This is a genomic window from Streptomyces sp. SAI-135, assembly GCF_029893805.1.
Lineage (GTDB): Bacteria > Actinomycetota > Actinomycetes > Streptomycetales > Streptomycetaceae > Streptomyces.
In genome coordinates this window covers 163,535-186,048 of record NZ_JARXYP010000001.1, presented here as the reverse complement: position 1 = coordinate 186,048, position 22,514 = coordinate 163,535, and the positions used below count along the sequence as shown (strand labels likewise).

Here is a 22,514-nt window from a genome sequence, read left to right as displayed (position 1 = left end):
TGAGGTCGCACCGCGTTCACGCCGTGCGTTCCTTCGCTGACGGTTCGGCACGGCCGTCCCGCCTCGACGGCCCGCCTTGTACCCGGGGCGCCTCAGGCCAGATGACGGATACGCTGGTGCTCGGCCTTGAACTCAGCCGTCAAGCGGTCGATCGTCTCCTTGTCGGCAAAACTCGCCTCCAGCCCGGCCAGCGAGTACTTCTCTGCGTCCTCGACCGTCCATTCCATGTGGAGTGCGGAATCGAAATAGCAGTCATGGAGCTCGGGACCGATCAAAGCCGGATCGTCCGAATTGATCGACAGATTGACCCCCGCCGCCGCCATGGCCCGATGGTCACGAATCCGGCCAGGCACCTCCGGCGGCGGATAGTCCACGAACCAGCATGCGGCCACCGGCAGTTGCGACACAACGAGGCGTGACAGCAGCTCCGGTTCGTCGAGGGCCGCGTAGCCATGGTCCAGACGGTCGACCTTCAGCAGGTCGAGCGCTTCCCGGATCTCGCTCGGGTCTCCGTGTTCACCGGCATGGGCGGACAGCTTCAACCCGGCATCTCGAGCCAGCGCATATGCTGCGATGAACTCGGACGGCCGGCCCGCCTTCTCATCCGAGTCGAGGCCAATGCCCACGACGTACTCGTGCGGGTGCCGAATGATCTCCTGAACCAGCTCGACGGCAGCCTCGCCGCCAAGTTCCCGATTGATCGCCGGGACGATCCGGGTGACGACGCCGGTCTCTTTTTCCGCCGCCTGGGCTCCCGCCAGGATGCCCTCGAGCATCTCGGGGTAGCTAAGCGCGGGGTGGTTCTGGGGGTCGAAGTAGTACTCGCGGTAGCGTACGCCGCCACTGGCCGCGGTCATCAGGCTGACGTACGTGACCTCCTCGAAGTCCCTCGTCGTCTGCATGGAGCTTGTGACCGCGTTGAGGACGATGAGACCCTCGTCGAAATTGGCGAATCGGTAGCGGCCGCCGTGTCGTACAGCAGATTCCGGAATCGCCACCCCGTGGCTCGCCGCCAACCGCGCGGCCATCTCCGTGGGAACGCAGCCTCCGAGATGACAGTGCACCTCAGCCTTGGGCAGAGCGCGAAGATATTCCTCGCTGAGTCCCTTGCGTGGTTTCGCAGTTGAAGTGCTCACGAGTCTCCTTTGAGAGCGATTGAATCGATACACATTGTGACAGCGCGGTCCGTGGTGGCTCTGGTTGTATCGATACACAACGTATCAGAGCAGTGGTGTGCCACCAACCCCCAGTGAGGTGTCCGGCGGCGGTCGGCTAGCAGGAGGACGAGCGAATGACCAGGTGAGGCGTGAACTTGACGCGCTGATGATGATGTTCCGGGTTCGCCGACTCGTCCAGAAGCAGACGCGCGGCGGCGCGGCCGAGCTCACGGCTGGGCCCCGCGATCGAGGTGAGCGGAACCCTGGCCGTTTCCGCGAACTCGATGTCGTCGTATCCCACGACAGCCAGGTCGCCGGGCACCGACAAATTGACGTCGGTGCAACCTCGGATGAGCCCGATGGCCAGGAGGTCGTTGGCGCAGAATGCCGCGGTGGGGCGCTCCGATTTCGGGAGGTCGGCGATGTACTTCGCCGCTGATCGACCGTTGGCCACGGTGAGGCCGTCGGTCACCACATGGGTGATCGACGGGTTGACATCGCCAAGCGTCGACAGGGCTGTTTCGAATCCTTCTCGACGCTCGCTCACCTGCCGGAAGCCCGGCGGGCCGACGAACGCAACGCGAATGTGACCGAGTTTCGCCAGGTGCTCCGCGGCGAGCTTGCCCCCTAGGCGGTCGTCGACGGAAACGGAGCAGTGCAAGTTCCCTGAAGAGCTGTCATCGAGCACCACGACGGGTGTGCCACGTGCGGGCAGGGCGTCAATCAGATTGTCCTCGGCGACCGGCGTGATGAGAACTCCGAGTACGCGTTGCTGTTCCAGCCGGCTCAAGTACGCGGATTGGCGACCCAGTTCCTGTCGGCTGTTGCAGATGAACAGTGAGAGGTCCTCCTGCTCCACGACGTCTTCCACGCCGGAGGCGATCTGCGCGAAGAAGGGGTTCGCCGCGTCGGACGCAACGAAAGCCACGGTGCGGCTCCTGCCGGCACGCAGGTGCCGTGCGGATTCGTTCCGCACGAAGCCCAGCTCTGCCATGGCGGCTTCGACGCGATCTCGCGTTGCCGACGCGACTCGTCCAGGTGTGTTCAGGACGTTGGAAACGGTAGTCACGGAGACCCCGGCACGCTCGGCAACATCCTTGACGCGTGGCGACTTCCCCACGCCTTTCGCAGGACTCACAGCCGCCCCCACTCGATCGCTTCCCTGAGCCCGCGCTCAGCCTCCATGCTAACCCAGACCCTTCGTGGTGGACTGGGCGGTAGCCGGCCCCGGAAAGGGAGAACGCCTGGTGATGACTCGATAACAGGGCTTACCGAGGGCCATGTTCACCGCGGTCGAGGAGGCACACCGGACCGAGCCCTCTCGGTCCCACGCAGCACTCCTCGTGCCGCCTGAGCTGACCCACGCAAACCTGCGGAACATCGTACGGTCTCGACGGGCGTGTGTAAATCGATACAACACATGCTGACTTGCCGAGCCGTGCGCTCCGGCTGTGTCCCGCTCTGGCTGTGTCCCACGAAGTCCGGCCGCCGCTTCGGACTGGCCCCCGCACCGTCGTCCGCTCGCCAGCACTACGGCACGCGGCCGAAGCCAGGTGGCCCGCGAGGTTACATAGCCGCAGGTCCGGCGACTGTAACCGTCGAATGCCGTGGAGGGCCGCACTCCCTCTGCACCCGGCGCTTGCAGCTTTGGTGGTGCTCATGGTCCGGCTCATTCTTGAAGCACAGCGGTTCCGGGTACATCGCGCGGTGACTCGATCTCCGGCTCCAGTTCCTGCTCGATGGTGAACTGGGTACGCTCAACCCGCCGAAACGTGACCCATGCCGCGGTGAGACCGATCGCGACAATGATCGTCAGTCCCCAATAGAGGCCCTGAAAGCTGGCTGCGGCGATCGCCGGCGTAAAGAACGCCAGACCAGCAGCGGCCGTTCGTCCGATGGCGAAGATCGCCCCCTGCGCGCTCGAGCGCAGCAGGGTCGGGAACGACTCCTGGGCCCAAACCTTCAGGATTCCCTCGAACGCGAAAGCGCCACCGATCGCCGACAGTACATTCATGATGATGATTGTCGTGATGGTGAAGCCGAATGCCGCCGGTACCATATACGCGAGAATGAGCGACACGCTGCCGACCGTGAAATAGAGCATGCGGTTCTTGCGGTCGACAATGCGCATGAAGACGAGACCGAGCACGATGTAGATGGGCAAGGTCAGGAAGCCGATGAGCGAGTTCATCTGGACAGAAATGTGCGCGACATTGACCGCGAGATAGGTCCCGAACTGTCCGTTGGTGTTGGACGCCACATTGGTCAGGGCGTAGAAGACGAGCAGCACCGCGAAGGGGACAAAGTAGGGAGCCTTGAGCAGGTCCCGCGCGCGGGCCTTGTCCGCACGGATGGTGTGGGCCCCGCCGAGTCTTTCTTCCCGCGCCTCCGACCACATCTGCGACTCCGGAATGCCGATGCGGCAGATCAGCACGATGAAGGTGACGACCCCGATCTGACCGAAGAGGACCTGCCCGCCGAGGTGACCCCAGCCGCCCGCGAAGATGGCGAGCGTCACCGACACCAGCACACCGACGCTCCAGAGTACGGCAGAGAGCCCGATCATCGCACCGCGGTTCTTGTCGGTGGCCGCTTCCGAAATTGTCGCCAGCGACACCGGAAGATCGGCTCCGGTGCCGAATCCGGCAAGCACGATACCCGCCAGCAGCAGATAGAAGCTCGTGGCGAAAACCAGGAAAGCAATCCCAATGACGATCAGCGCCATGGTCACTGTGAATACGTTTCGCCGGCCGAATCGATCGCCGAGGCGTCCGCCGAGCAGTGCGCCCAACCCGATGCCCAGAGTCAGCACGCCGGACAGGATGCCGATCTGATTCGGAGTGACACCGATCGACTGCTGGTAGAGTACGAGGGCAATTCCGGTGGTGACGATGGTCGAGGCATCGACATACGACGCTATTCCACAGATCGTTGCCACCCGCCATGGGTTTGGACTCGGACGTTGATCAATTGATCCCGTGTGGTTCATTGATTACTTCCTCGCTGACGGATCCCACCATCCGCCCCGCATGCTGGGTGGTGGCAGCTCGGGGCGGCTTAGCGCGAAAAGCTAGCGCAGGTTGTATCGATTCACAAGAGGTTGCCGAGGATGATCGTAAACATCGTGTAAATCCGATCAAGGAATGTGGACCCGGTGCCGAGCTCGCTGCTGGTGAGGCGGCGAGCGGCGTGCGCATCGCGATCGTCTGCGCCAACTGGTCCCCGCACCTGACGACGAAGCGGTGCCAGGGGGTCGCGACGTGGGTAGCGGCGATCACGGTGCGGTCGTCTACACCACCACGTACCACGCGAAGCGCTCGCCCAGCTATGACGTCCCCACCGACGGGCTGACCGGGATCCACACCGTGATCATCGAGGGCTCCGGGACACGACCGGTGTACGCGGCCAGACCCCGAAGACCTACGCGCGGGCGTGGCCGTCCAGGCGGAGCGTGGCGCGGAGGTCCGCCCATCTCGCCTTCGTGGGCAGTGCCGTGCAGCTGATAGGCGACCACCCGCACCATGACCGGATCACGGTGTGCGGGATCGGTGTGGGCGTGCATGCGGGAGATCCAGGACCCGTCCCGTAGCTGCCGCTCGACGGGCAGGATGCGGTTGGCGGGCACCCGCCGCAGCAGGTCGGCGCCGCTGTCGGTGAAGGCCCGCCACAACGGCACGCCGAGGAACTCGCGGTCCGCCAGGACCAGTTCGCCGCGCCCGCAGGAGCGGGGCAGGCGGCCCACCAGGGTGACTTCGCCGGTGTGGCAGCCGGCCGGCTCCGCGTCCAGGACGAGGTGTGTGCCCACCTCGATCAGACAAGCCATCCGCACTTGGGGAAAAGAGCTTTTGTCGTGGCCGCGGGGGGGCCGGGGCGGCCGAATGCGGCCTCGTTCGCCGGGCTGTCGGCGACGTCCCAGCACCCCCGGCATCGCCGACCTGCGACCGCTGCGGCAGTCCAAGAACATCACTCTCACCACCGCAGCCCGACACTTCGGGGTGTGGCCCGCCACCATCTCCACCCGCGAACGCGGCATCCGCCGAGACGACGACCTCGCCCAAACCTACCGGGACTGGCTCAGCGTCGCTTGATCACGCGCGAGGCCATACAGCGTCCGGCACGTCAGGCCACGGTCGGCCGTCGGGGGAAACATCCGACGGCCGGCCAGCGCGCACGAAGTCACCGTATTCGTCCTGGACGATGCCCTCGTTGACCCACCGACCCCGCTCGGCTCCAGCACGCTGCTCGGCAACAGCCAGCGCAGCCAGTGGCTCCTCAGCCATGCCCAGGAGTCGGCCGAACTCGCGGGCCTCGTCATCGGGGTCGAACGGCGGGAACTCGCCCAGGTCGAAGAAACTCTCACAGCCGATGTCCTCAACCTCGTGGAGGAAGACCTCGTAGGACGTCTTCGTCGCACGAACCTCGACATAGCGCACTCCCGGGCGCTCTGGCGAGCCGCACGGCCCAAGGAACTGCTCGACCGGACGGCCCCGTCGCAAGGCACCGAGAACGAAGGACTCCGTCAGATACCGCACCCAGCCACCATACGGTGATCATCCTGCCGACAAGGCTTGACGATCAATAGGAGCATCGGCGCGGTGCCCGGCTCTGCCAGGACGCGTTCCGGCACCCAGGTACCGCGTGTCGTCGAGATCGACCACCGCGGACAAGTACGCGCGCTAGACCCGCCGCCCTCCGCCACACGGCGCGCAACGCGCGTGGGTGCGCAGCTCGCTCGAGCCGGATCGGGGAGCACCTGGCCCCGCTCCATACCGGCGGCCGGCCTGATCGGGCGGTGCATGGATTCACCGTGTCGAAGGGCGCAGGCGGATCGGGTTCGCCTCGCGGGGCAGCGTCGCGCCCCAGGGGTGGCCAGGCGCCGGAAGCTTGACGCACGCCCCTGCCGCGACTAGCTTTCCGTAGAAATTCGTCACGATCACCGTAAGGAGGCGACCGGCAGATGAATCGCATCTCTGACCTGCGTCGCCTCGCCCACGGCACGGCCTGGGCTCCGGGACACATCGCACACGGCTGCTGAGCACGCCGTATTCACGTGCCCGCTGACGGCACCTGCTGGCTTCCCTGCCGCGTTTGCTGAATTCCCTTCCTTTCCGCATGCCGACGTTGTCAGTGCATGCGCCTGGCTACCGCCCCTGTTGATGCGGCGGCCTGATACAGAGAGCTGCATTCCCTTGGTGTACCTACCGAATCGAATGAATGTGCACCGGCCCGAGGACTTGGCATGGTGAACACCCAGATCACCGTCAATGGGCGAGTAGCCCCGATCGCACCTGCCGCAGCCCACGCGACGGTGCTTGACTTCCTGCGGGAGCGAGGCCTGACCGGAACGAAGGAGGGCTGCGCCGAGGGGGAGTGTGGCGCCTGTTCGGTCCTGGTGGCCCGCCCCGGAGTGGTGAAGCCGACCGACTGGGTGGCTGTCAACGCATGCCTGGTCCCAGTCGCGGCGCTGGATGGCCAGGAAGTTGTCACGGCTGAGGGCCTCGCTGCAGTCGACGAGAGCGGCGCGGCTACCGTCCTGCACCCGGTGCAGGAAGAAATGGCCGTCCGAGGCGGCTCCCAGTGCGGCTACTGCACACCGGGATTCATCTGCAGCATGGCGGCCGAGTACTACCGGCCCGACCGGTGCCCGCGCCCAGGGGACGACTCAGCAGAGAGCGCCGATGCCGAGCACGGGCCCAACGGCTTCGATCTCCACTCACTCAGCGGGAATCTCTGCCGCTGCACCGGATACCGGCCGATCCGCGATGCCGCGTTCGCCGTTGGCATGCCGGCCGCTACAGATCCGCTCGCGCAGCGCCGCGAGCAGCCCGCGCCCGTGTCCGTCGCCACTGAGTACACCCAAGACGACCGTGTCTTCCTTCGCAGACGAACCCTGGCAGAGACCTTGCAGGTGTTGCGAGACCGGCCCGACACTCTTGTCGTCGCTGGCTGCACCGACTGGGGCGTCGAGGTCAACATCAAGTCCCGCAGAGCGAGTTGTGTGATCGCCGTCGACCGCTTGCCTGAACTGCGCGAGCTGCATGTCGACGCGGACTACGTCGAGATCGGCGCGGCGCTCACCCTCACGGAGATCGAGCGACACCTGGACGGCGAAGTCCCGCTGCTGACACAGCTGTTCCCGCAGTTCGCCTCCCGGCTGATCCGCAACGGCGCCACGCTCGGCGGGAATCTCGGTACGGGGTCGCCCATCGGCGACAGCCCGCCGGCGCTGCTGGCGCTGGAGGCGTCACTGGTTCTTGCCGATCCGACCGGCGAGCGAGTGGTCCCGCTCGCGGACTACTTCACCGGCTATCGGCAGACGGTGCGCCGTCAGGGCGAGCTGATCCGTGCGGTACGCATCCCGCGGCCGCTCTCGCCCGTCGTGGCCTTCCACAAGATCGCCAAGCGGCGCTTCGACGACATTTCCAGCGTGGCGGTCGCTTTCGCGCTCGACGTTGAGGGCGGGATTATTCGCAAGGCACGGATCGGGCTGGGCGGAGTGGCCGCCACCCCGGTCCGAGCGGTGCGCACCGAGGCGGCGCTGGAGGGCCAGGACTGGACAGAGGAAACCGTACGAAGCGTGGCTACCGTGCTGAGTGCAGAGGGAACACCGATGGACGACCATCGTGCCAGCGCCGGCTACCGCTCGGCCATGCTCGGCCAGAGCCTGCTCAAGCTGTACGCGCAGACCACCGAGGCGGTGAGGTCGTGAGCCAACTGTCCCACCGTCCCGAGAAGCCTGTGGTAGGCCTTCCTTTGCCGCATGAGAGCGCCAGCTTGCATGTCACCGGCGGCGCGCTCTACACCGATGACCTGGTGCAGCGCACCAAGGACGTGCTGCACGCCTATCCGGTCCAGGTGGCGCAGGCACACGGCCGGATCACTGCCCTGCGCACGGGGCCGGCGCTGAAGGTGCCTGGCGTGGTGCGCGTGCTCACGGCAGCCGACGTGCCCGGTGTCAACGACGCCGGCATGAAGCATGACGAACCCCTCTTCCCTGAAGAGGTCATGTTCTACGGTCATGCCGTGGCCTGGGTGCTCGGCGAATCGTTGGAGGCGGCCCGATTGGGCGCGGCAGCCGTCGAGGTGGAACTCGATGAGCTGCCATCCTTGATCACGTTGCAGGATGCGATGGCCGCGGGCAGCTACCACGGCGCCACGCCCTTGATGGTGCACGGTGATATCGAGTCAGGCTTCACCGACGCCGTGCATGTCCTCACCGGCGAGTTCCAGTTTTCCGGGCAGGAGCACTTCTACCTTGAGACGCACGCGGCGCTGGCTCAGATCGATGAGAGCGGCCAGGTGTTCATTCAGAGCAGCACCCAGCACCCGTCGGAGACCCAGGAGATCGTCGCGCACGTGCTCGGCGTGGCCAGCCACGAGGTGACCGTGCAGTGCCTGCGGATGGGTGGTGGCTTCGGCGGCAAGGAGATGCAGCCGCACGGCTTCGCTGCCATCGCCGCGCTCGGCGCCAAGCTGACCGGCCGCCCGGTCCGGTTCCGGCTCAACCGGACCCAGGACCTCACCATGTCCGGCAAGCGCCACGGATTCCACTCGACGTGGAAGGTCGGCTTCGACGCGGACGGCCGTATCCAGGCTCTGGACGCCACCTTGACCGCGGACGGCGGCTGGAGCCTGGATCTGTCCGAGCCGGTCCTTGCCCGCGCCCTGTGTCACATCGACAACACCTACTGGATCCCCAACGCCCGAGTGGCCGGCCGCATCGCCAAAACGAACACCGTCTCCAACACCGCCTTCCGCGGTTTCGGTGGCCCGCAGGGAATGCTGGTCATCGAGGACATCCTGGGCCGTGCGGCACCGCAGCTCGGCCTCGATCCCATGGAGCTGAGGGAGCGCAACTTCTACCGGCCTGGTCAAGGGCAGACGACTCCGTACGGACAGCCCGTCCCGCAGGCCGAACGTATCTCCGCCGTGTGGCAGCAGGTGCAGAACGCGGCCGATGTCGCCGTCCGGCAGCGCGAGATCGCTGCCTTCAACGCCACGCACCCGAACACCAAGCGTGCGCTTGCGCTCACTGGCATCAAGTTCGGTATCTCGTTCAACCTCACCGCCTTCAACCAGGGCGGCGCGCTGGTGCTGATCTACAAGGACGGTTCCGTTCTGATCAATCACGGCGGCACCGAGATGGGACAGGGCCTGCACACCAAGATGCTGCAGGTCGCCGCGACGACGCTGGGCATCCCGCTCCAGCGGGTCCGACTGGCCCCGACCCGCACCGACAAGGTCCCCAACACCTCGGCCACCGCAGCGAGTTCCGGCGCGGACCTCAACGGTGGGGCCATCAAGCATGCCTGCGATCAGCTGCGCGAGCGGCTGTCGCAGGTGGCTGCCACACAGCTTGGAGCGCCCGCCTCCGACGTGCGCATCACCGACGGCATCGCGCGAGCGCTGGGCGTCGACGGGGAGCTGGACTGGGACACCCTGGTACGCACCGCCTATTTCCAGCGAGTGCAGCTGTCGGCGGCAGGTTTCTATCGAACCGAGGGGCTGCACTGGGACGCGCAGTCCTTCCGGGGGTCGCCCTTCAAGTACTTCGCCCATGGTGCTGCCGCGACGGAAGTCGAGGTGGACGGCTTCACCGGCGCCTACCGGACCCGCCGAGTGGATATCGTGCACGACGTCGGCGACAGCCTGTCACCCATGATCGACATCGGTCAGATCGAGGGCGGCTTCGTGCAGGGGGCGGGCTGGCTGACCCTGGAGGACCTGCGCTGGGACGTCAGCGACGGTCCGCACCGGGGGCGGCTGCTGACGCAGGCCGCGAGCACCTACAAGCTGCCGAGCTTCTCGGAGATGCCCGAGGAATTCAACGTGACCCTCTTGGAGAACGCCACCGAAGAGGGGGTTGTCTACGGGTCCAAGGCGGTAGGGGAGCCTCCGCTGATGCTGGCTTTCTCGGTGCGCGAGGCCTTGCGGCAGGCCGCCGCCGCGTTCGGGCCGAGCGGCGTCAGCGTCGAACTGTCCTCGCCGGCGACGCCGGAAGCTGTGTACTGGGCGATCGAGACGGCACGCCGGGCCGATACGGCTCACAACGGGGCGGCCGCCGGTCGGCAGGCAGCCAGTCGAGGATCACGAGCGGACACGGAAGAGCTGAGCAGTGCCTGACATGGCGTGGGTCGCCGCGGTCGCCCGGCTGCGAGCACGCCGGGAACCCGGCGTGCTCGTGACCGTGGCGACTGTGCGCGGACACGCTCCCCGCGACGCCGGCGCGAAGCTCGTGGTGGGGCAGAGCCAGACCTGGGGCTCCATAGGCGGGGGCAACGTCGAAGCCGTCGCCATCGACCGGGCCCGAGAACTGATGGCTGCGTCCACACCGGAACCTGATCTGATCGACTTCGCCCTGAACGACAAGGTGGTGAACCGCCATGGCGTGCAGTGCTGCGGCGGCACGGTCGCGATCCTCCTGGAACCATTGCCGGTCGTGCAGGCAGTAGCCATCTTCGGGCTCGGCCATGTCGGCCTGGAACTGGCGCGCATCTTGGCACGCCACGATCTCGACCTCTACCTGATCGACACCCGCTCCGACATGCTCGCCGTCGAGCGGCTCGGCGCGCTGGCGGACGCGGTGGCGCAAGTCCATGTGCGGCACACGCCGTTGCTGCCCGAGGAAGTGCTCGTGGACCTGCCGCGCGGTGCCCACGTGCTGATCATGACTCATGATCATGCAGAGGATGCGGCGCTGTGCGATGCCGCGCTGCGCACTCCGCATCTCGGATCCATCGGACTGATCGGGTCAGCGGCCAAGTGGGCGCGCTTCCGCAAGCGCTTGTCCACAGAGGGCGGTCATGAGGAGGCGGTGATCGACCGCATCAAGACCCCGATCGGCATAGCTGACATCGCGGGCAAGGAACCGGCGACCATTGCCGTGAGCGTGGCGGCTGACCTGCTGCGCGCGTTCAGTCGGGAAAGGGCCTGAGCCGGATCGTCATCGAGGGCGTCGTTTCGAGGTGCGCGCCGGATGACAGAGCAGGCGTCGGGGCGGGGAGTACAGACTCCCCGCCCCGACGCCTGCGCCGTACTGATCGGGTCTCAGGTCGAGGTTTGCCTCCCGGGCCCTGCCTCAGGCTGTGGCCTTGCCTGCCGGCGTGGTCGGCGAGCCGAAGCCGGTTCCGACGCTGGATCCGCCGTCGACCGGGACGACCGTGCCGGTCACGAACCGCATGTTGGGTGAGACGAGCGCACTCACCAGGTCGGCGAATTCACGCGGTTCGCCGATACGGCCCAGCGGGACCGTCTGCCCCAGGGTGTCCTTGGACAGCCCCGGCTGCCGGGCGAACGTCTTGTTCATCAGTGGGGTGTCGAAATAACCGGTCAATAGTGTGTTGACGTTGATGTCGTGCTGCGCGATCTCGAGCGCCAGCGTCTGTGCGTAGCCGATCACTGCTGACCACACGGCCACGGGGGCGGCCATGCCCGCCGCCGGACGCTGGGTCACGCCGGACACGACGTTGAGGATGCTTCCGCCGTCGCTCGTCATGTACGGAAGGGTGGCCCGCACCGACCTGACGACGTAGAAGAAGTGCCGTTGCAGGGCCGTCATCCACACGTCGTCGGTGAGCTGTGCGATGGGGCGGATCGGCGGGCCCCCGTCGTTGGTGACCAGCACGTGCACGGCCGGCCCGAACCGCTCGGCGGTCTCGGCCGTGACCCGGTCGAGGTCGGTGGCGTCCGAGCAGTCGGCGGCCAGGGCGAAGATCCGTGCGTCGCCGTGCTGTTCGGCGAGCCGCTTGGCGGCGGCGGCCGTCTTCTCCTCGCGCCTCGCGAAGATCGTCACCGAGGCGCCTTCCTGCAACAGGCGATCGGCGATCGCGTAGCCGAGGCCTTCGCTGCCGCCGCCGACGATGGCGACCTTCCCGGTCAGTTGAAGATCCATCAGTCGACTCCGATCGAGGCGAGGAACGCTTCGGCGTTGCGGTGGAAGACGTCGTCGAGGACGTCCGGTGCGAAGCCCAGCTCACGCCATTCGTCCGCGAGGTGCCCGTGGCTGAGCATCGGGTAGTCAGCTCCGAAGAACACTCTCTTGCGCAGCCGCTTGCCGATCTCACGCTTGAGTTCGTCGGGGTAGTAGCGCGGGGACCAGCCGTGCAGTTCCATGAAGACGTTCGCCTTGTGCAGGGCGACGGCGATCATCTCCGACTGCCACGGCCAGGCCACCCGGGCCGCGATCACGTTCAGGTCGGGATACCTGGCCGCGACGCGGTCGACATAACGCGGATGGTAGGAATCCAGGGTGATGCCCATGCCGCCGCGTGTGCCGGCGCCGAGTCCGGTCATCCCCACGAGCATCAGGACCGGACGCTTGGCTTCGACGCACAGGTTCAGCACCTTCTCCCACGCCGGCTCGTCAGGCAGGCCGGCGTCGGGGGAGAACGGGTGCAGCGAGAGTCCGACCAGCCCCGGCCCGTCACTGAGACAGCGCTCGAACTCCTTGACGTGCTCCGGCTTCGACGGGTCGATGCCGATCCAGTTGCCGAGGACGACGTCGGGCTGGTTGCGGGCGAATTCGAAGGCGTAGTCATGCTGCTCGCGTACCGCGCCGACGTCCATCTTGTAGGTGTACGCGAAGTCGAGCATCACCCGGGCGTTCGCTCGGCGGAACTGTGCCGCCTGCTCTTCTTCGCTGACGAATTTCATGTCCCACTTGAAATAGCTGCGCAGTGCGTCCCGAGCCGCCTGAGTCTCGAAGGGGGAGCCCTTCCACCCTTGTTCGGTGCCCCAATGGGAATGGAAATCCAGAAGTCGGGGTGATGATGCGCTCACGTGGAGCACCTCTTTTCGTGCTGTGCCGGGTAGTGCGGTGAGGTTCTTCTGCGCTCAGGCCCCGCGGCGGCGGTACGACAGTGGATCGACGCGTCCGGAATTGGCGGCGTCGGTCCCCATCGCGCCGACGGTGGCGTCCCGGTGCTCATCCCGCCGCGGCGTCGGACGCGGCGGCGGCCGCCTTACGGCGCCTTTCGGCCTCTTCGGCGAGCTCACGCTTGAGCACCTTGCCTGTCGGACCGAGCGGGAAGGACTCGAACAGCTCGACGTGCTGGGGCAGTTTGTACTTGGCGACGGAGTTCTGCATGAACGAGATGACGTCATCCATCGTGGGACTGGTACCGGGGCGCGGCACGAGGCAGGCGCACACGTTCTCGCCGAAGTAGTCGTTGTGGATGCCGATCACCGCGACCTCGACGACGTCCGGGTGCTTGGTCAGCACTTCCTCCAGCTCGCGGGGCCAGATGTTGGCGCCGCCGTGGATGATCATGTCCTTGGACCGGCCCGAGATGGTGAGCCTGCCGTCGACGCCGAAGCAGCCGCGGTCCCCGGACCGGAACCATCCGTCCGCGGTCCAGCTCTCCTGGTTCTTGGCCGGGTTGCGGTAATAGCCCACCGTGATCGCGGGACCGCTCTTGACGATCTCTCCCTCGGTGCCGACGGGCACGTCCTGGTCGTCCGAGTCAAGGACGCGCACCTGCATCCAGGGATACGGCCGGCCCACCGTGCCGACCCATTCCTGATACGGCTCGTCCGGCGAGGTGCACGCGGTAATGCCGGATTCGAGCATGCCGTACAGGTCGACCACCGGGCACCCGAGCCGCTCGTTCGCCGCCCGGAGCACCTCCGTGGGCGTCGACGACCCGCCGGTTTCAACCACCCTCAAGGACGAGAGATCCCTGCTGTCGAGGCTTTCCTCGTTCAAAATGGCGATGAGCGCGGTCGGTGCGGCGATGAAGCTGTTCACCTGGTACCGCTCCACCAGATCCAGCAGGGCCGCCGGACGGAATTTCTCCATCAGGACGATGCGGCACCCCGCGAGAGCGGCTTCGAGCAGCGCGAAGAAGCCGGCGTTCAGACCGACGGGCAAGAGCACGAGAAGAGTGAAGTCACCGTTCACGCCCCGCTCTTCGATCTCCTTCTGGATGGTGAACAACGTGGTGTTCGCGGTGTGTATCACCGCCTTGGGCTCCCCGGTCGTGCCGGAGGTGAAGGAGATGCGCATGACGTCGTTCGCGCCGCTGGGCCGGTCCGGCGCGAGGTCGTGCGGGTCCGGGTCCGCGCGCAGCTGGTCGAGCGTGATCCACCGGTCGCCGTCGAGCTCGGCCGGGGTGTCCCCCATGGGGACGGCGACGGTGTTGACCAGGCGGGGGAGATCGCCCCGGATGCCGTCGATCATGGCGGTGTAGTCGAAGTCCCGCCACCGGTCCGCCATCACCACGGTATGCGCCTCGGAGAAGCCGAGGATGAACTCGATCTCACGCGCGCGATAGTCCGGCGGATACTGACAGATCACCGCACCCAGTCGGACGACGGCGGCCAGCACATGGACGAACTCGATGCGGTTCGGGAGCTGAACCGCGACGACGTCGCCGCGCTCGACCCCGCGGCGTGCCAGGCCGGACGCCACCTCGCCGCTGATCTGCCACAGCGCACCCCACGTGACCTCGGAACGCCCGTCGATGTAGGCGACCTTGTCCGGGAACTCCTGCGCATTGCGCCTGAAGACGTCCGCGAGGGTCGTGTCCGACCAGTATCCGGCGCTGGTGTACCGCTCGATCAACTCGGGGGTGAGGAGCGTGTCCTCTTGAGTGATGGCCATGCTGATTCCTTCGATGAGTGCTGTGCGCTCTCACGTGGCTCTACCGTTCGAGTAGATTCAAATGGTTTTGAATCGGAAGGTTTTGAACCGGTTGATTTATTGGGTTCTATGATGATTTGGTTCAGAGGGTGAGGACGAGCTTGCCCTGGAGGTGACCGGCGTCGAGCAGCCGGTGCGCGTCGGCGACACCCTCGAAGGGGAACGTCTCCTGCACGTGGACCCGGAGCTTTCCCTGTTCGACGAGGCCGACGAGGCCGCGCAGCGCGACAGGGTCGGGGTCGACCGCGATACCGCTGAACCGCATGCCTGCCGCCTTGTACTTGGCGATGAGCTCCGGGTCATCCTCGGCGGTTGCCGTCACCAGGTGGCCGCCAGGGCGGAGCACTCCAAGGGACCGCTCGACGGTGTCGCCGCCGATCGTGTCGAGCACGACGTCGATGTCACCGACGGCGTCGGTGAAGTCGACGGCCGTGTAGTCGATCACTTCATCGGCGCCGAAGCCCTCGACGAACTCCCGCTTGCTCCCGCTGGCGGTCGTGATCACATACGCGCCAAGGGCCTTCGCGATCTGGATCGCGACGTGGCCGACCCCGCCGCCACCGCCGTGGACCAGGACGCGATCGCCCTTGCTGACGCCGGCGAGGTCGACGAGCCCCTGCCAGGCCGTCAGTCCGACGATCGGCAGCGCGGACGCCTCGACGTGCGTGAGTGAGGCCGGCTTGTGTACCAGGTGCAGGGCGGGTGACGCGACGAGTTCGGCGTACCCCTTCGCCACGCGCGGGAACAAGGGCATCCCGAACACCTCGTCGCCGGGCCGGAACCGCCACGTCTGCGGGGCGTCCTCGACCACGCCGCTGATGTCCCAGCCGAGGATGAACGGCGGCTTGCCGATCAGCGGGAACTCGCCGGCGCGCAGGCGCGCCTCCACCGGGTTCAGCCCGATCGCCTTGACGCGGACGAGCACCTCGGTCGGGAGAGGACGGGGCTCGGGCGCGTCCTCGATGGTGAGCACCTCGGGACCGCCGAGCGTGTGCTGGGTGATGACTCGCATGACTCTCCTGGCTGTGTGATGGGGGAGAGCACCCAGGCTAGATTTTCGATAGGAACCGACAGGTACCTGTAGCGCGGTGAAGGGGCGCGCGTACCGTGGGGCCATGAGCGGTATCGGTCCTGGTGAATTGTTTCTTGCCGACTGCCCGGCCCGTCTGACGGTCGAGCTCATCGCCGACAAGTGGACGGCGGTCGTGCTCTACGGCCTCAGCGAGGGCCCGGTGCGCCATGGTGATCTGGCCGAGATGATCGGCGGCATCTCCCGCAAGATGCTCACCCAGACCCTCCGACGGCTCGAGTCCCACGGGCTGATCTGCCGCCACGCCTACGCCGAGGCGCCGCCCCGCGTCGAGTACGAGCTCACCCCGCTCGGAGCGACACTGCTCGACCCGATCCACCAGCTCACCGAGTGGGCGAGGGCGAACGGCGACGCGGTGCTCGACGCGCTCGACGCCGACACCGAGCCGGTCACCAGCGGCGACTGACGCGCCACCGCCGGTGAAGCTCTCCCCTCCCACCCCGGTGAGCACCTCCACGGCGTGCCGCCGGTGCGCGGCGAACAGGCTCGGCGCCAGGTCGGTGTCACGCGCACGCAGCGCGGAGACCGGTTGCGGGTTGCTCGTCCGGGATGCTTGCAGCGTGTCAGCATCTCGTCGTTGAAAACCCCGCGCCGGTATTTCGCAGCCTTCTTGCGTCCCCCACCAGGATGACGGCAGAGCCTGATCCGACTTCAGTTCAGCCGCTCCGCGTGAGACCGTGCCCTCTCGGACTTCGGCCGCGGCAGCGACGAGCCTGATCCCACCACGCTCGGAGCGACAGCCAGCAACTCATAATCAGCGCATGTCATGACGTCGGCCAGAGAGATTGGCGTAGAAGATTCAGTCCACTTGGATTTACCTAGCCGATTGACCCAACCCATCTACCGTCGCAAGCTCCTCTTATCATCACCCAAAGAAGTGGGGACTCCACGAGATGAGCGAGTTTGACGCCGCACGTCCGGAGCTGCGCGCAAACGTGGTGAACGTGACCGTGCCCGTCAAGGTTTTTCACGACCTTGACGCCATCCAAGAGGTGCAACGGAAAGTACTGGATCAACTGGGATGTCGAGCCTGCTGCTCAGGGTGGGACATACGATTTGACGTGGCTCGCCAGTTCCTAGTTGACGAGCGGCTAAATGTTCGCACCATTAACCAGATAGAGCAGCTGGAGCAGTGAATCTGCCCGATCTTGGTGTTGGTGTGATTTATTTGCCGGGCCTCGAATCGCTGATCAAGGCAGGCGACGAACTCCTCGATGTGGTGGAGATCGAACCGCAAACGTCCTGGTTTATCGGCGATTCAGGCTATCGCGCGTCGGTCGACTTTATTCGACTCGTGGAGTCTATGCCACAGCGCAAACTAGTGCATGGTGTAGGTTTCCCCATCGGCGGCACATGTCCCCCAGACCCAAAGGCACTGCTCCCATTCGCCAGGACTGTGCGCAGGTTGGCGTCACCCTGGTGTAGTGAGCACCTAAGCTTCAATCGAGTAATCAACGAGGGCAGCGAAAGCGCCACTCTATTTCTTCTGCCGCCGATCCAGAGCGCAGAATCCGTCGAGGTAGCGGTTTCGAATATTCGGTCCATACAGGGCATCCTGCCCTCCCCATTCGCGTTCGAGACTGGCGTTAACTACCTCCAGCCGCACCCCAGGGAACTTTCGGACGGATCTTTCTTTGCGGCAATTGCAGAAGGGGCCGATTGTGGAATTCTTGTGGATTTGCATAACCTCTGGTGCAATGAAAAGAACGGGCGGCAAAGCGTTTGGGGTGTCCTGGATGAGCTTCCGTTAGAACGAGTATGGGAAGTTCACTTGGCTGGCGGGCAAGAGGTTGATGGTTACTGGATGGATGCCCATTCGGGTCCGGTGCCGGATGCCCTGTTAGAACTCGCTTCCGATATCATCCCGACGCTCCCCAACGTGCATGCGATAGTATTTGAAATTATCCCCGAATACCTGACATCCGGACAGGCCCGTATTGCGGATATACTCACCACTCTAGAGCGTATCCGTGGAATGTGGGAGGATAGAACGATCCGCATGCCCGCGAGGATTCAATGCACGGCATTAGATGCATCGTCAATGGTTAAAATGCCTGACAACAACCCGCCGAATCCGCGCGACTGGGAATTGGCCCTTGCAAGGGCTGTTCTGTATGGAGATGATGCTGATCCCTTGGGTGCATGGATTTGCTCCGATCCTGGAACTCAAGTAATCAGCAAGGTGATCGGTCAAGCCAGGGCCGGCACCGTGGCTGATGCAATGCGTTACACATTTAGGCTAGTTTTACTAAGCCGTGGAGAAGAAAGACTGAGGGATCTACTCACCTCTTTCTGGCGAGGCACTCCTCCGCAACTATTTGGCGCTCGGGAGTCGGCAGCGTTCGGCAATCATCTTTTGGAACAGGCCGCCGATATTCCGTACCTGCAAGAAACTGTCGCCCTTGAGTTATCGCTTCATCGGGCGCAGTGTGAAGGAGTTGAACAGCGTGTACAAATCGGCTGCAACCCCATTGAATTGCTCACCGTGCTTGGTGAAGGACGCCTCCCACAGATCGAACTGACCGGCACCTACGAGGTCATAATTCCTCCACCTTGATCGTTTTCAGCCCGGCATACACGCAGGTTGTTCAGATGACACAACCAGGGGGTCCGTCGGAAGAGGATCTTCCCGTGAGCCAGCCCCTGCCTCAGTTGCGGAAGCCCGAGTTCGTCTTGATCCCGGTCGAGGCCCCACCCGAGGTGCCCACCCCGGTCGCTGTCGAGCTTGAGGAGACCGGTATTGCAGGCGGGTTGATTGGATACGAGTACCAGGCTGAGCCACCCGGTGTACTTCGGGGGGATGGGTGAGCGGGGGCTGGTCGCCATCGCGACGAGTGGCATGTTCGGATGTATCGGCGTCGACGTGGCCAGTGGTCGTGTGGTGCAGATTCCCAAGGTCGGGCAGCGGCGGCCAGTCACGTGAACAGGGACCTCGACTCCTTCACCGATGCGTCGCGGCCGTGACTGCACGCTTCCCGTTCTACACGGAGGGCGGCGAGGGCTGCCGGGGCCTTCTGCACCTGTACGCGAAAGCGTCCACCACCAGTGTGCCCACTCACCGCGGTACTGAGCCAGCAAGGGCCCAAAGGGGGTACGCAGCCGTCTTCTGGGTGTCTGGCAGTCCGCACCGTCGCAGATCGCGGGCTGGCGCCATCACCGCCGGCCCTTCCTCAGCGATGGCCGGGCACCGCGCCGTCCGCGGTGTGGTCCCCGAACCGCGCATCGGTCGACAAAGGAAAGAAGCAGGAAGCGAGGTGACGGTCACCGCCGAGTCCCTCGAGTTGCGGTGTGGTCTGCGAACAGGATGTTTGTGCCCTGGGGCAGCGGGGATGGAAGGCGCAGCCCGCCGGAGGGGCGGCGGGAGAGGGGAGGTCGCCGGTCAAGACGATACGGCGACGCTGTCGCTCCTTCACCGGATCCGGGACGGGGATGGCCGACATGAGGGACTCGGTGTAAGGGTGCCGTGGTGCGTCGTACAGCTCGGCGCGGTCGGCGATCTCCACGATTTTGCCCAGGTACATGACCGCCACCCGGTCGGCGATGTGCCTCACCACGGACAGGTCGTGCGAAATGAAGACACACGTCAGATCAAGTTCGCTCCGCAGGTCCTGCAACAGACCGACGATCTGAGCCTGGATGGACACGTCCAATGCCGAAATTGGCTCGTCGCAGATCAGCAGTTTGGGCCTCAGCGCGATGGCCCGGGCGATGCCGACGCGCTGACGCTGTCCCCCGGAGAACTCGTGCGGATAGCGGTCGTAGTGCTCCGGTCTCAGCCCCACCATGTCGAGCAGCTCCCGGACACGGGCTTTGACGTCACCGTCGTAACCATGGACGCGCAGCGGTTCGGCGATGATCCTCCCCACCGTCGCTCGGGGGTTCAAAGAGGCGTACGGATCCTGGAAGACCAGTTGCATGTCGCGGCGGGCCCGCGTCATCTGAGCGTCGTTGTAGATGAGGATGTCGTCCCCTTCGAAGAGGACCTGTCCGGCCGTGGGTTGGAGCAGCCGGAGGAGTAGCCGTGCCAAGGTGCTCTTCCCGCAGCCGGACTCTCCCACCAGCGCGAGTGTCTCGCCCCGACGGACCTTCAGATCGACTCCGTCGACCGCTTTCACATGCCCCTGTGTGCGCCGAAGAACTTCCGAGTGAATCGGGAAATGCATCTTCAGGCCGCGTGCTTCGAGCAGGTACTCACTCACAGGCTCACCCCGAGTTCCTCCTCGGCGCGGGACTTCTCCGCGGCGATTTCCGTCGTCGACAACAGGCAGGCGGCATGGTGACCGGGGCGCTTCTCCTCCAGCAGGGGGTCGGTGCCCGCGCACCGGTCCTGGGCGAAGGGGCACCGCGGATGGAAGCGGCAGCCGGGGGGCAGAGCGAGCGGACTCGGCAGGGTGCCGGCGATCGGCAGCAGCCGTGCCGACGGGATGGCGTCCAGGCGCGGTACGGAGCGCAACAGGGCCCATGAGTAGGGCATCAGCGTGTCGTGGAACACAGCGTCGACGGGGCCGTACTCGACGGATCGTCCGGCGTACATGACGAGCACCTTGTCGGCGACTTTGGCCATCACCCCGAGATCGTGGGTGATGATGACGACGGCCGTCTGGTACCTGTCCTGCAGTTGCTGGATGAGTTCGAGGATCTGCGCCTGGATGGTGACGTCCAACGCTGTGGTCGGTTCGTCCGCGATGAGCACTTTCGGGCCGCATGACAGCGCCATCGCGATCATGGCTCGCTGTCGCATGCCGCCGGACATCTGATGCGGATACTCACCCGCTCTTCTCTCCGGGTCGGGCATCCCGACGTCACGCAGAACCTGCAGTGTCCGCTCGCGCGCCGCCCCCTTTGCGACGTTCTGGTGGATCCTGACGGCCTCCATGATCTGGTTTCCCACGGTGAAGACCGGGTTGAGACTCATCATGGGGTCCTGGAAGATCATGGCAATGTCGTTGCCCCGGATGCGGCGCATCTCTTTCTCCGGGACGGTCAACAGGTCACGCCCTTCGAAGACGATCCTCCCGCTCGGGTGCGAGACGGATCCGCGCGGGTGCAACCGCATGACGGACAGGGCTGTGACGCTCTTACCGGAGCCGGACTCCCCGGCGATACCGAGGGTTTCACCCGCCTCGACGGAGAAGGAGACGCCGTCTACGGCTCGTACCGCACCAGCGGGGGTGGTGAAGGTTGTACGCAGGTCGACCACGTCGAGCAGGGCCATGGGCTAGCTCCGTCCGAAGTCGGCGCGGCCTTGCGCGGACTGTGCCAGTTCGGCGAGCAGCATCACCGTGGTACGGATGCCGGCCATGAACCAGTCAAGGGTCAGGTTCTCGTTCGGGCCGTGCTGGGACTGGTCCGCATTTCCGCACGGCACCTGGATGGTCGGGACGCCGAGTGTCTTGGTGAAGACGTAAAGGGGGAGGCTCCCACCGATCCCGGGCCACAGCAGCGGCTCCTGACCCTGTGCCGCGACGATCGCACGGCGAACGGGTTCCACGAAGGGAGAGTCGATCGGCGTGCGGGATGGTTCCATGCTGCCCCCCATGCGGGTGACGCCGATGTGGGGTGCGTGCCGCTCCACGTGGGCGCGTACCTTGGCGAAGATGTCGTCGGCACGTTGTGCTTCCACGAGCCGGATGTCGCACTTGGCGACGGCCTCTCGGGGCAGTACTGACTTCAGTCCGGGGCCGCCGTAGCCCCCGTGCAGACCGTTGATGGTGAGAGTAGGCCATGCGACGCGGCGCTCGGCCACACCGCGTTCCCGTGGCTCGGCGAGCTCGTCAAACTGAAGGTCGCGTTTCATGACGGAGACATCGATCTCCAGCCGCTCCAGCGCCTCGCGCCCGGCGGGGCTGAGCGGTTGCACTTCGTCGTAGAACCCGTCGATCGTCACATGGCCCCTGGGGTCCTTCATCGTGGCAAGCAATTGCACCAGGTTCCACATCGGGTCTGGTGCGACCCCGCCCCAATGCCCGGAGTGCAGTTCAGCGTTGGCGCCGGTGGCGCGGAGTTCGAAGCCCAGGGCGCCGCGTACGCCCAGTGAGATCATCGGTCGGCCGCTGGGGTCCACCGGTCCGTCGCTGATCACCACCAGGTCGGCCCGCAACAGGTTGCCGTGCTCCGCGACGACGGCCGGCATCTGCGGGCTGCCGATCTCCTCCTCGCCGTCGAGCAGCACTTTGACGTTGCACGGCAGGCGCTCATGGCAGGAGAGGTACGCCTCGATGGCGAGCAATTGCGCGAGGTGCTGGCCCTTGTTGTCAGCGGTGCCGCGTCCGTAGATCCGCCCGTCCCGGACGACGGGTTTGAAGGGATCCGAGACCCAGCCGTCCGCGATATCAGCAGGCTGCACGTCGTAGTGGCCGTAGAGCAGCAAGGTCGGTCCGTCGGAGCCCGACCACTGTCCCAACACCATCGGTGCCCCGGCCGTGGGGATCAGTTCGGTCTCGAGGCCCATGTCACGCATGCGGTCGCGGATGTAGCAGGCGACGTCGAGGACGCCTTCCCCCGACGCGCTGATACTCGGCCGCGACACGTAGTCGATCAGCCTGTTGACGTACTCCTGTTGCCGCTTCGCTACGTGTGCCAAGACGTCGCGCAGTGCGACGGGATCGTCTCCCTGCCCCTTGTTCAT

18 protein-coding genes are annotated in these 22,514 nt (G+C 65.5%); 6 read left to right on the top strand and 12 right to left on the bottom strand.

Annotation, left to right across the window (positions count from 1 at the left end):
* Nucleotides 1-92: 92 nt before the first annotated feature.
* The 5 genes from M2163_RS00965 to M2163_RS00945 all read right to left on the bottom strand — a co-directional run bounded on the left by M2163_RS00965 (nt 93) and on the right by M2163_RS00945 (nt 5,689).
* On the bottom strand, nt 93-1,136 hold the full coding sequence (locus tag M2163_RS00965) for a hypothetical protein (RefSeq protein WP_280854985.1): 1,044 nt from the start codon (nt 1,134-1,136) through the stop codon (nt 93-95).
* 136 nt (nt 1,137-1,272) lie between these two features.
* Nucleotides 1,273-2,277 (bottom strand): LacI family DNA-binding transcriptional regulator, encoded by a 1,005-nt coding sequence (locus M2163_RS00960; RefSeq protein WP_280855153.1) that lies wholly within the window; start codon nt 2,275-2,277, stop codon nt 1,273-1,275.
* A 549-nt stretch (nt 2,278-2,826) separates the two neighbouring features.
* On the bottom strand, nt 2,827-4,095 hold the full coding sequence (locus M2163_RS00955; protein WP_280892877.1) for an MFS transporter: 1,269 nt from the start codon (nt 4,093-4,095) through the stop codon (nt 2,827-2,829).
* Between the two features lie 387 nt (nt 4,096-4,482).
* Nucleotides 4,483-4,962 carry a hypothetical protein gene (locus tag M2163_RS00950; RefSeq protein ID WP_280854987.1) on the bottom strand — a complete coding sequence of 160 codons (480 nt, stop codon included), beginning with the start codon at nt 4,960-4,962 and terminating at the stop codon, nt 4,483-4,485.
* 283 nt (nt 4,963-5,245) lie between these two features.
* Complete coding sequence (locus tag M2163_RS00945) at nt 5,246-5,689, bottom strand: hypothetical protein (RefSeq protein WP_280854988.1); 444 nt, start codon at nt 5,687-5,689, stop codon at nt 5,246-5,248.
* A gap of 707 nt (nt 5,690-6,396) precedes the next feature.
* Between M2163_RS00945 and M2163_RS00940 the strand changes: the two genes are divergently transcribed.
* The 3 genes from M2163_RS00940 to xdhC are packed head-to-tail and all read left to right on the top strand — an operon-like array spanning nt 6,397 to nt 11,091.
* Nucleotides 6,397-7,866 carry an FAD binding domain-containing protein gene (locus M2163_RS00940; RefSeq protein ID WP_280854989.1) on the top strand — a complete coding sequence of 490 codons (1,470 nt, stop codon included), beginning with the start codon at nt 6,397-6,399 and terminating at the stop codon, nt 7,864-7,866.
* Nucleotides 7,863-10,280 (top strand): xanthine dehydrogenase molybdopterin binding subunit, encoded by a 2,418-nt coding sequence (gene xdhB, locus M2163_RS00935; protein ID WP_280892876.1) that lies wholly within the window; start codon nt 7,863-7,865, stop codon nt 10,278-10,280. Before M2163_RS00940 ends, xdhB begins: the two co-directional genes overlap by 4 nt.
* 1 nt (nt 10,281) lies before the next feature.
* Entirely contained in the window at nt 10,282-11,091 is an 810-nt protein-coding gene (gene xdhC, locus M2163_RS00930; protein WP_280854991.1) for a xanthine dehydrogenase accessory protein XdhC, read from the top strand.
* Between the two features lie 144 nt (nt 11,092-11,235).
* Here xdhC and M2163_RS00925 read toward each other — a convergent pair whose 3' ends face one another.
* The 4 genes from M2163_RS00925 to M2163_RS00910 form a co-directional block, all read right to left on the bottom strand.
* On the bottom strand, nt 11,236-12,048 hold the full coding sequence (locus tag M2163_RS00925) for an SDR family oxidoreductase (protein WP_280892875.1): 813 nt from the start codon (nt 12,046-12,048) through the stop codon (nt 11,236-11,238).
* Nucleotides 12,048-12,809 (bottom strand): amidohydrolase family protein, encoded by a 762-nt coding sequence (locus M2163_RS00920; protein WP_280854992.1) that lies wholly within the window; start codon nt 12,807-12,809, stop codon nt 12,048-12,050. The genes M2163_RS00925 and M2163_RS00920 overlap by 1 nt, the downstream gene beginning before the upstream one ends.
* A gap of 271 nt (nt 12,810-13,080) precedes the next feature.
* Nucleotides 13,081-14,757: an AMP-binding protein gene (locus M2163_RS00915; protein WP_280854993.1), complete on the bottom strand. Its 1,677-nt coding sequence runs from the start codon at nt 14,755-14,757 to the stop codon at nt 13,081-13,083.
* Between the two features lie 121 nt (nt 14,758-14,878).
* The gene (locus M2163_RS00910; protein WP_280854994.1) at nt 14,879-15,808 is read right to left on the bottom strand and encodes an NADP-dependent oxidoreductase; all 930 of its coding nucleotides are present in this window, start codon (nt 15,806-15,808) and stop codon (nt 14,879-14,881) included.
* Nucleotides 15,809-15,911: 103 nt separating this feature from the next.
* Between M2163_RS00910 and M2163_RS00905 the strand changes: the two genes are divergently transcribed.
* The 3 genes from M2163_RS00905 (at nt 15,912) to M2163_RS00895 (ending at nt 18,443) form a co-directional block, all read left to right on the top strand.
* Nucleotides 15,912-16,292 carry a helix-turn-helix domain-containing protein gene (locus tag M2163_RS00905; protein ID WP_280854995.1) on the top strand — a complete coding sequence of 127 codons (381 nt, stop codon included), beginning with the start codon at nt 15,912-15,914 and terminating at the stop codon, nt 16,290-16,292.
* 487 nt (nt 16,293-16,779) lie between these two features.
* A complete protein-coding gene (locus M2163_RS00900) occupies nt 16,780-17,022 on the top strand; it encodes a hypothetical protein (RefSeq protein ID WP_280854996.1) in 243 nt (80 codons plus the stop codon).
* Nucleotides 17,019-18,443, top strand: a complete 1,425-nt coding sequence (locus tag M2163_RS00895; RefSeq protein ID WP_280854997.1) for a DUF692 family multinuclear iron-containing protein — start codon at nt 17,019-17,021, stop codon at nt 18,441-18,443. The genes M2163_RS00900 and M2163_RS00895 overlap by 4 nt, the downstream gene beginning before the upstream one ends.
* A 613-nt stretch (nt 18,444-19,056) precedes the next feature.
* On the opposite strand, the gene M2163_RS00890 is transcribed toward M2163_RS00895, so the two are convergent.
* From M2163_RS00890 to M2163_RS00880, 3 genes are read right to left on the bottom strand one after another with little or no spacing between them, the layout of a single operon-like run.
* On the bottom strand, nt 19,057-20,085 hold the full coding sequence (locus M2163_RS00890) for a dipeptide ABC transporter ATP-binding protein (protein ID WP_280892874.1): 1,029 nt from the start codon (nt 20,083-20,085) through the stop codon (nt 19,057-19,059).
* On the bottom strand, nt 20,082-21,101 hold the full coding sequence (locus M2163_RS00885; protein ID WP_280892873.1) for an ABC transporter ATP-binding protein: 1,020 nt from the start codon (nt 21,099-21,101) through the stop codon (nt 20,082-20,084). Before M2163_RS00885 ends, M2163_RS00890 begins: the two co-directional genes overlap by 4 nt.
* Before the next feature lie 3 nt (nt 21,102-21,104).
* Nucleotides 21,105-22,514, bottom strand: a complete 1,410-nt coding sequence (locus M2163_RS00880; protein ID WP_280892872.1) for a M20/M25/M40 family metallo-hydrolase — start codon at nt 22,512-22,514, stop codon at nt 21,105-21,107.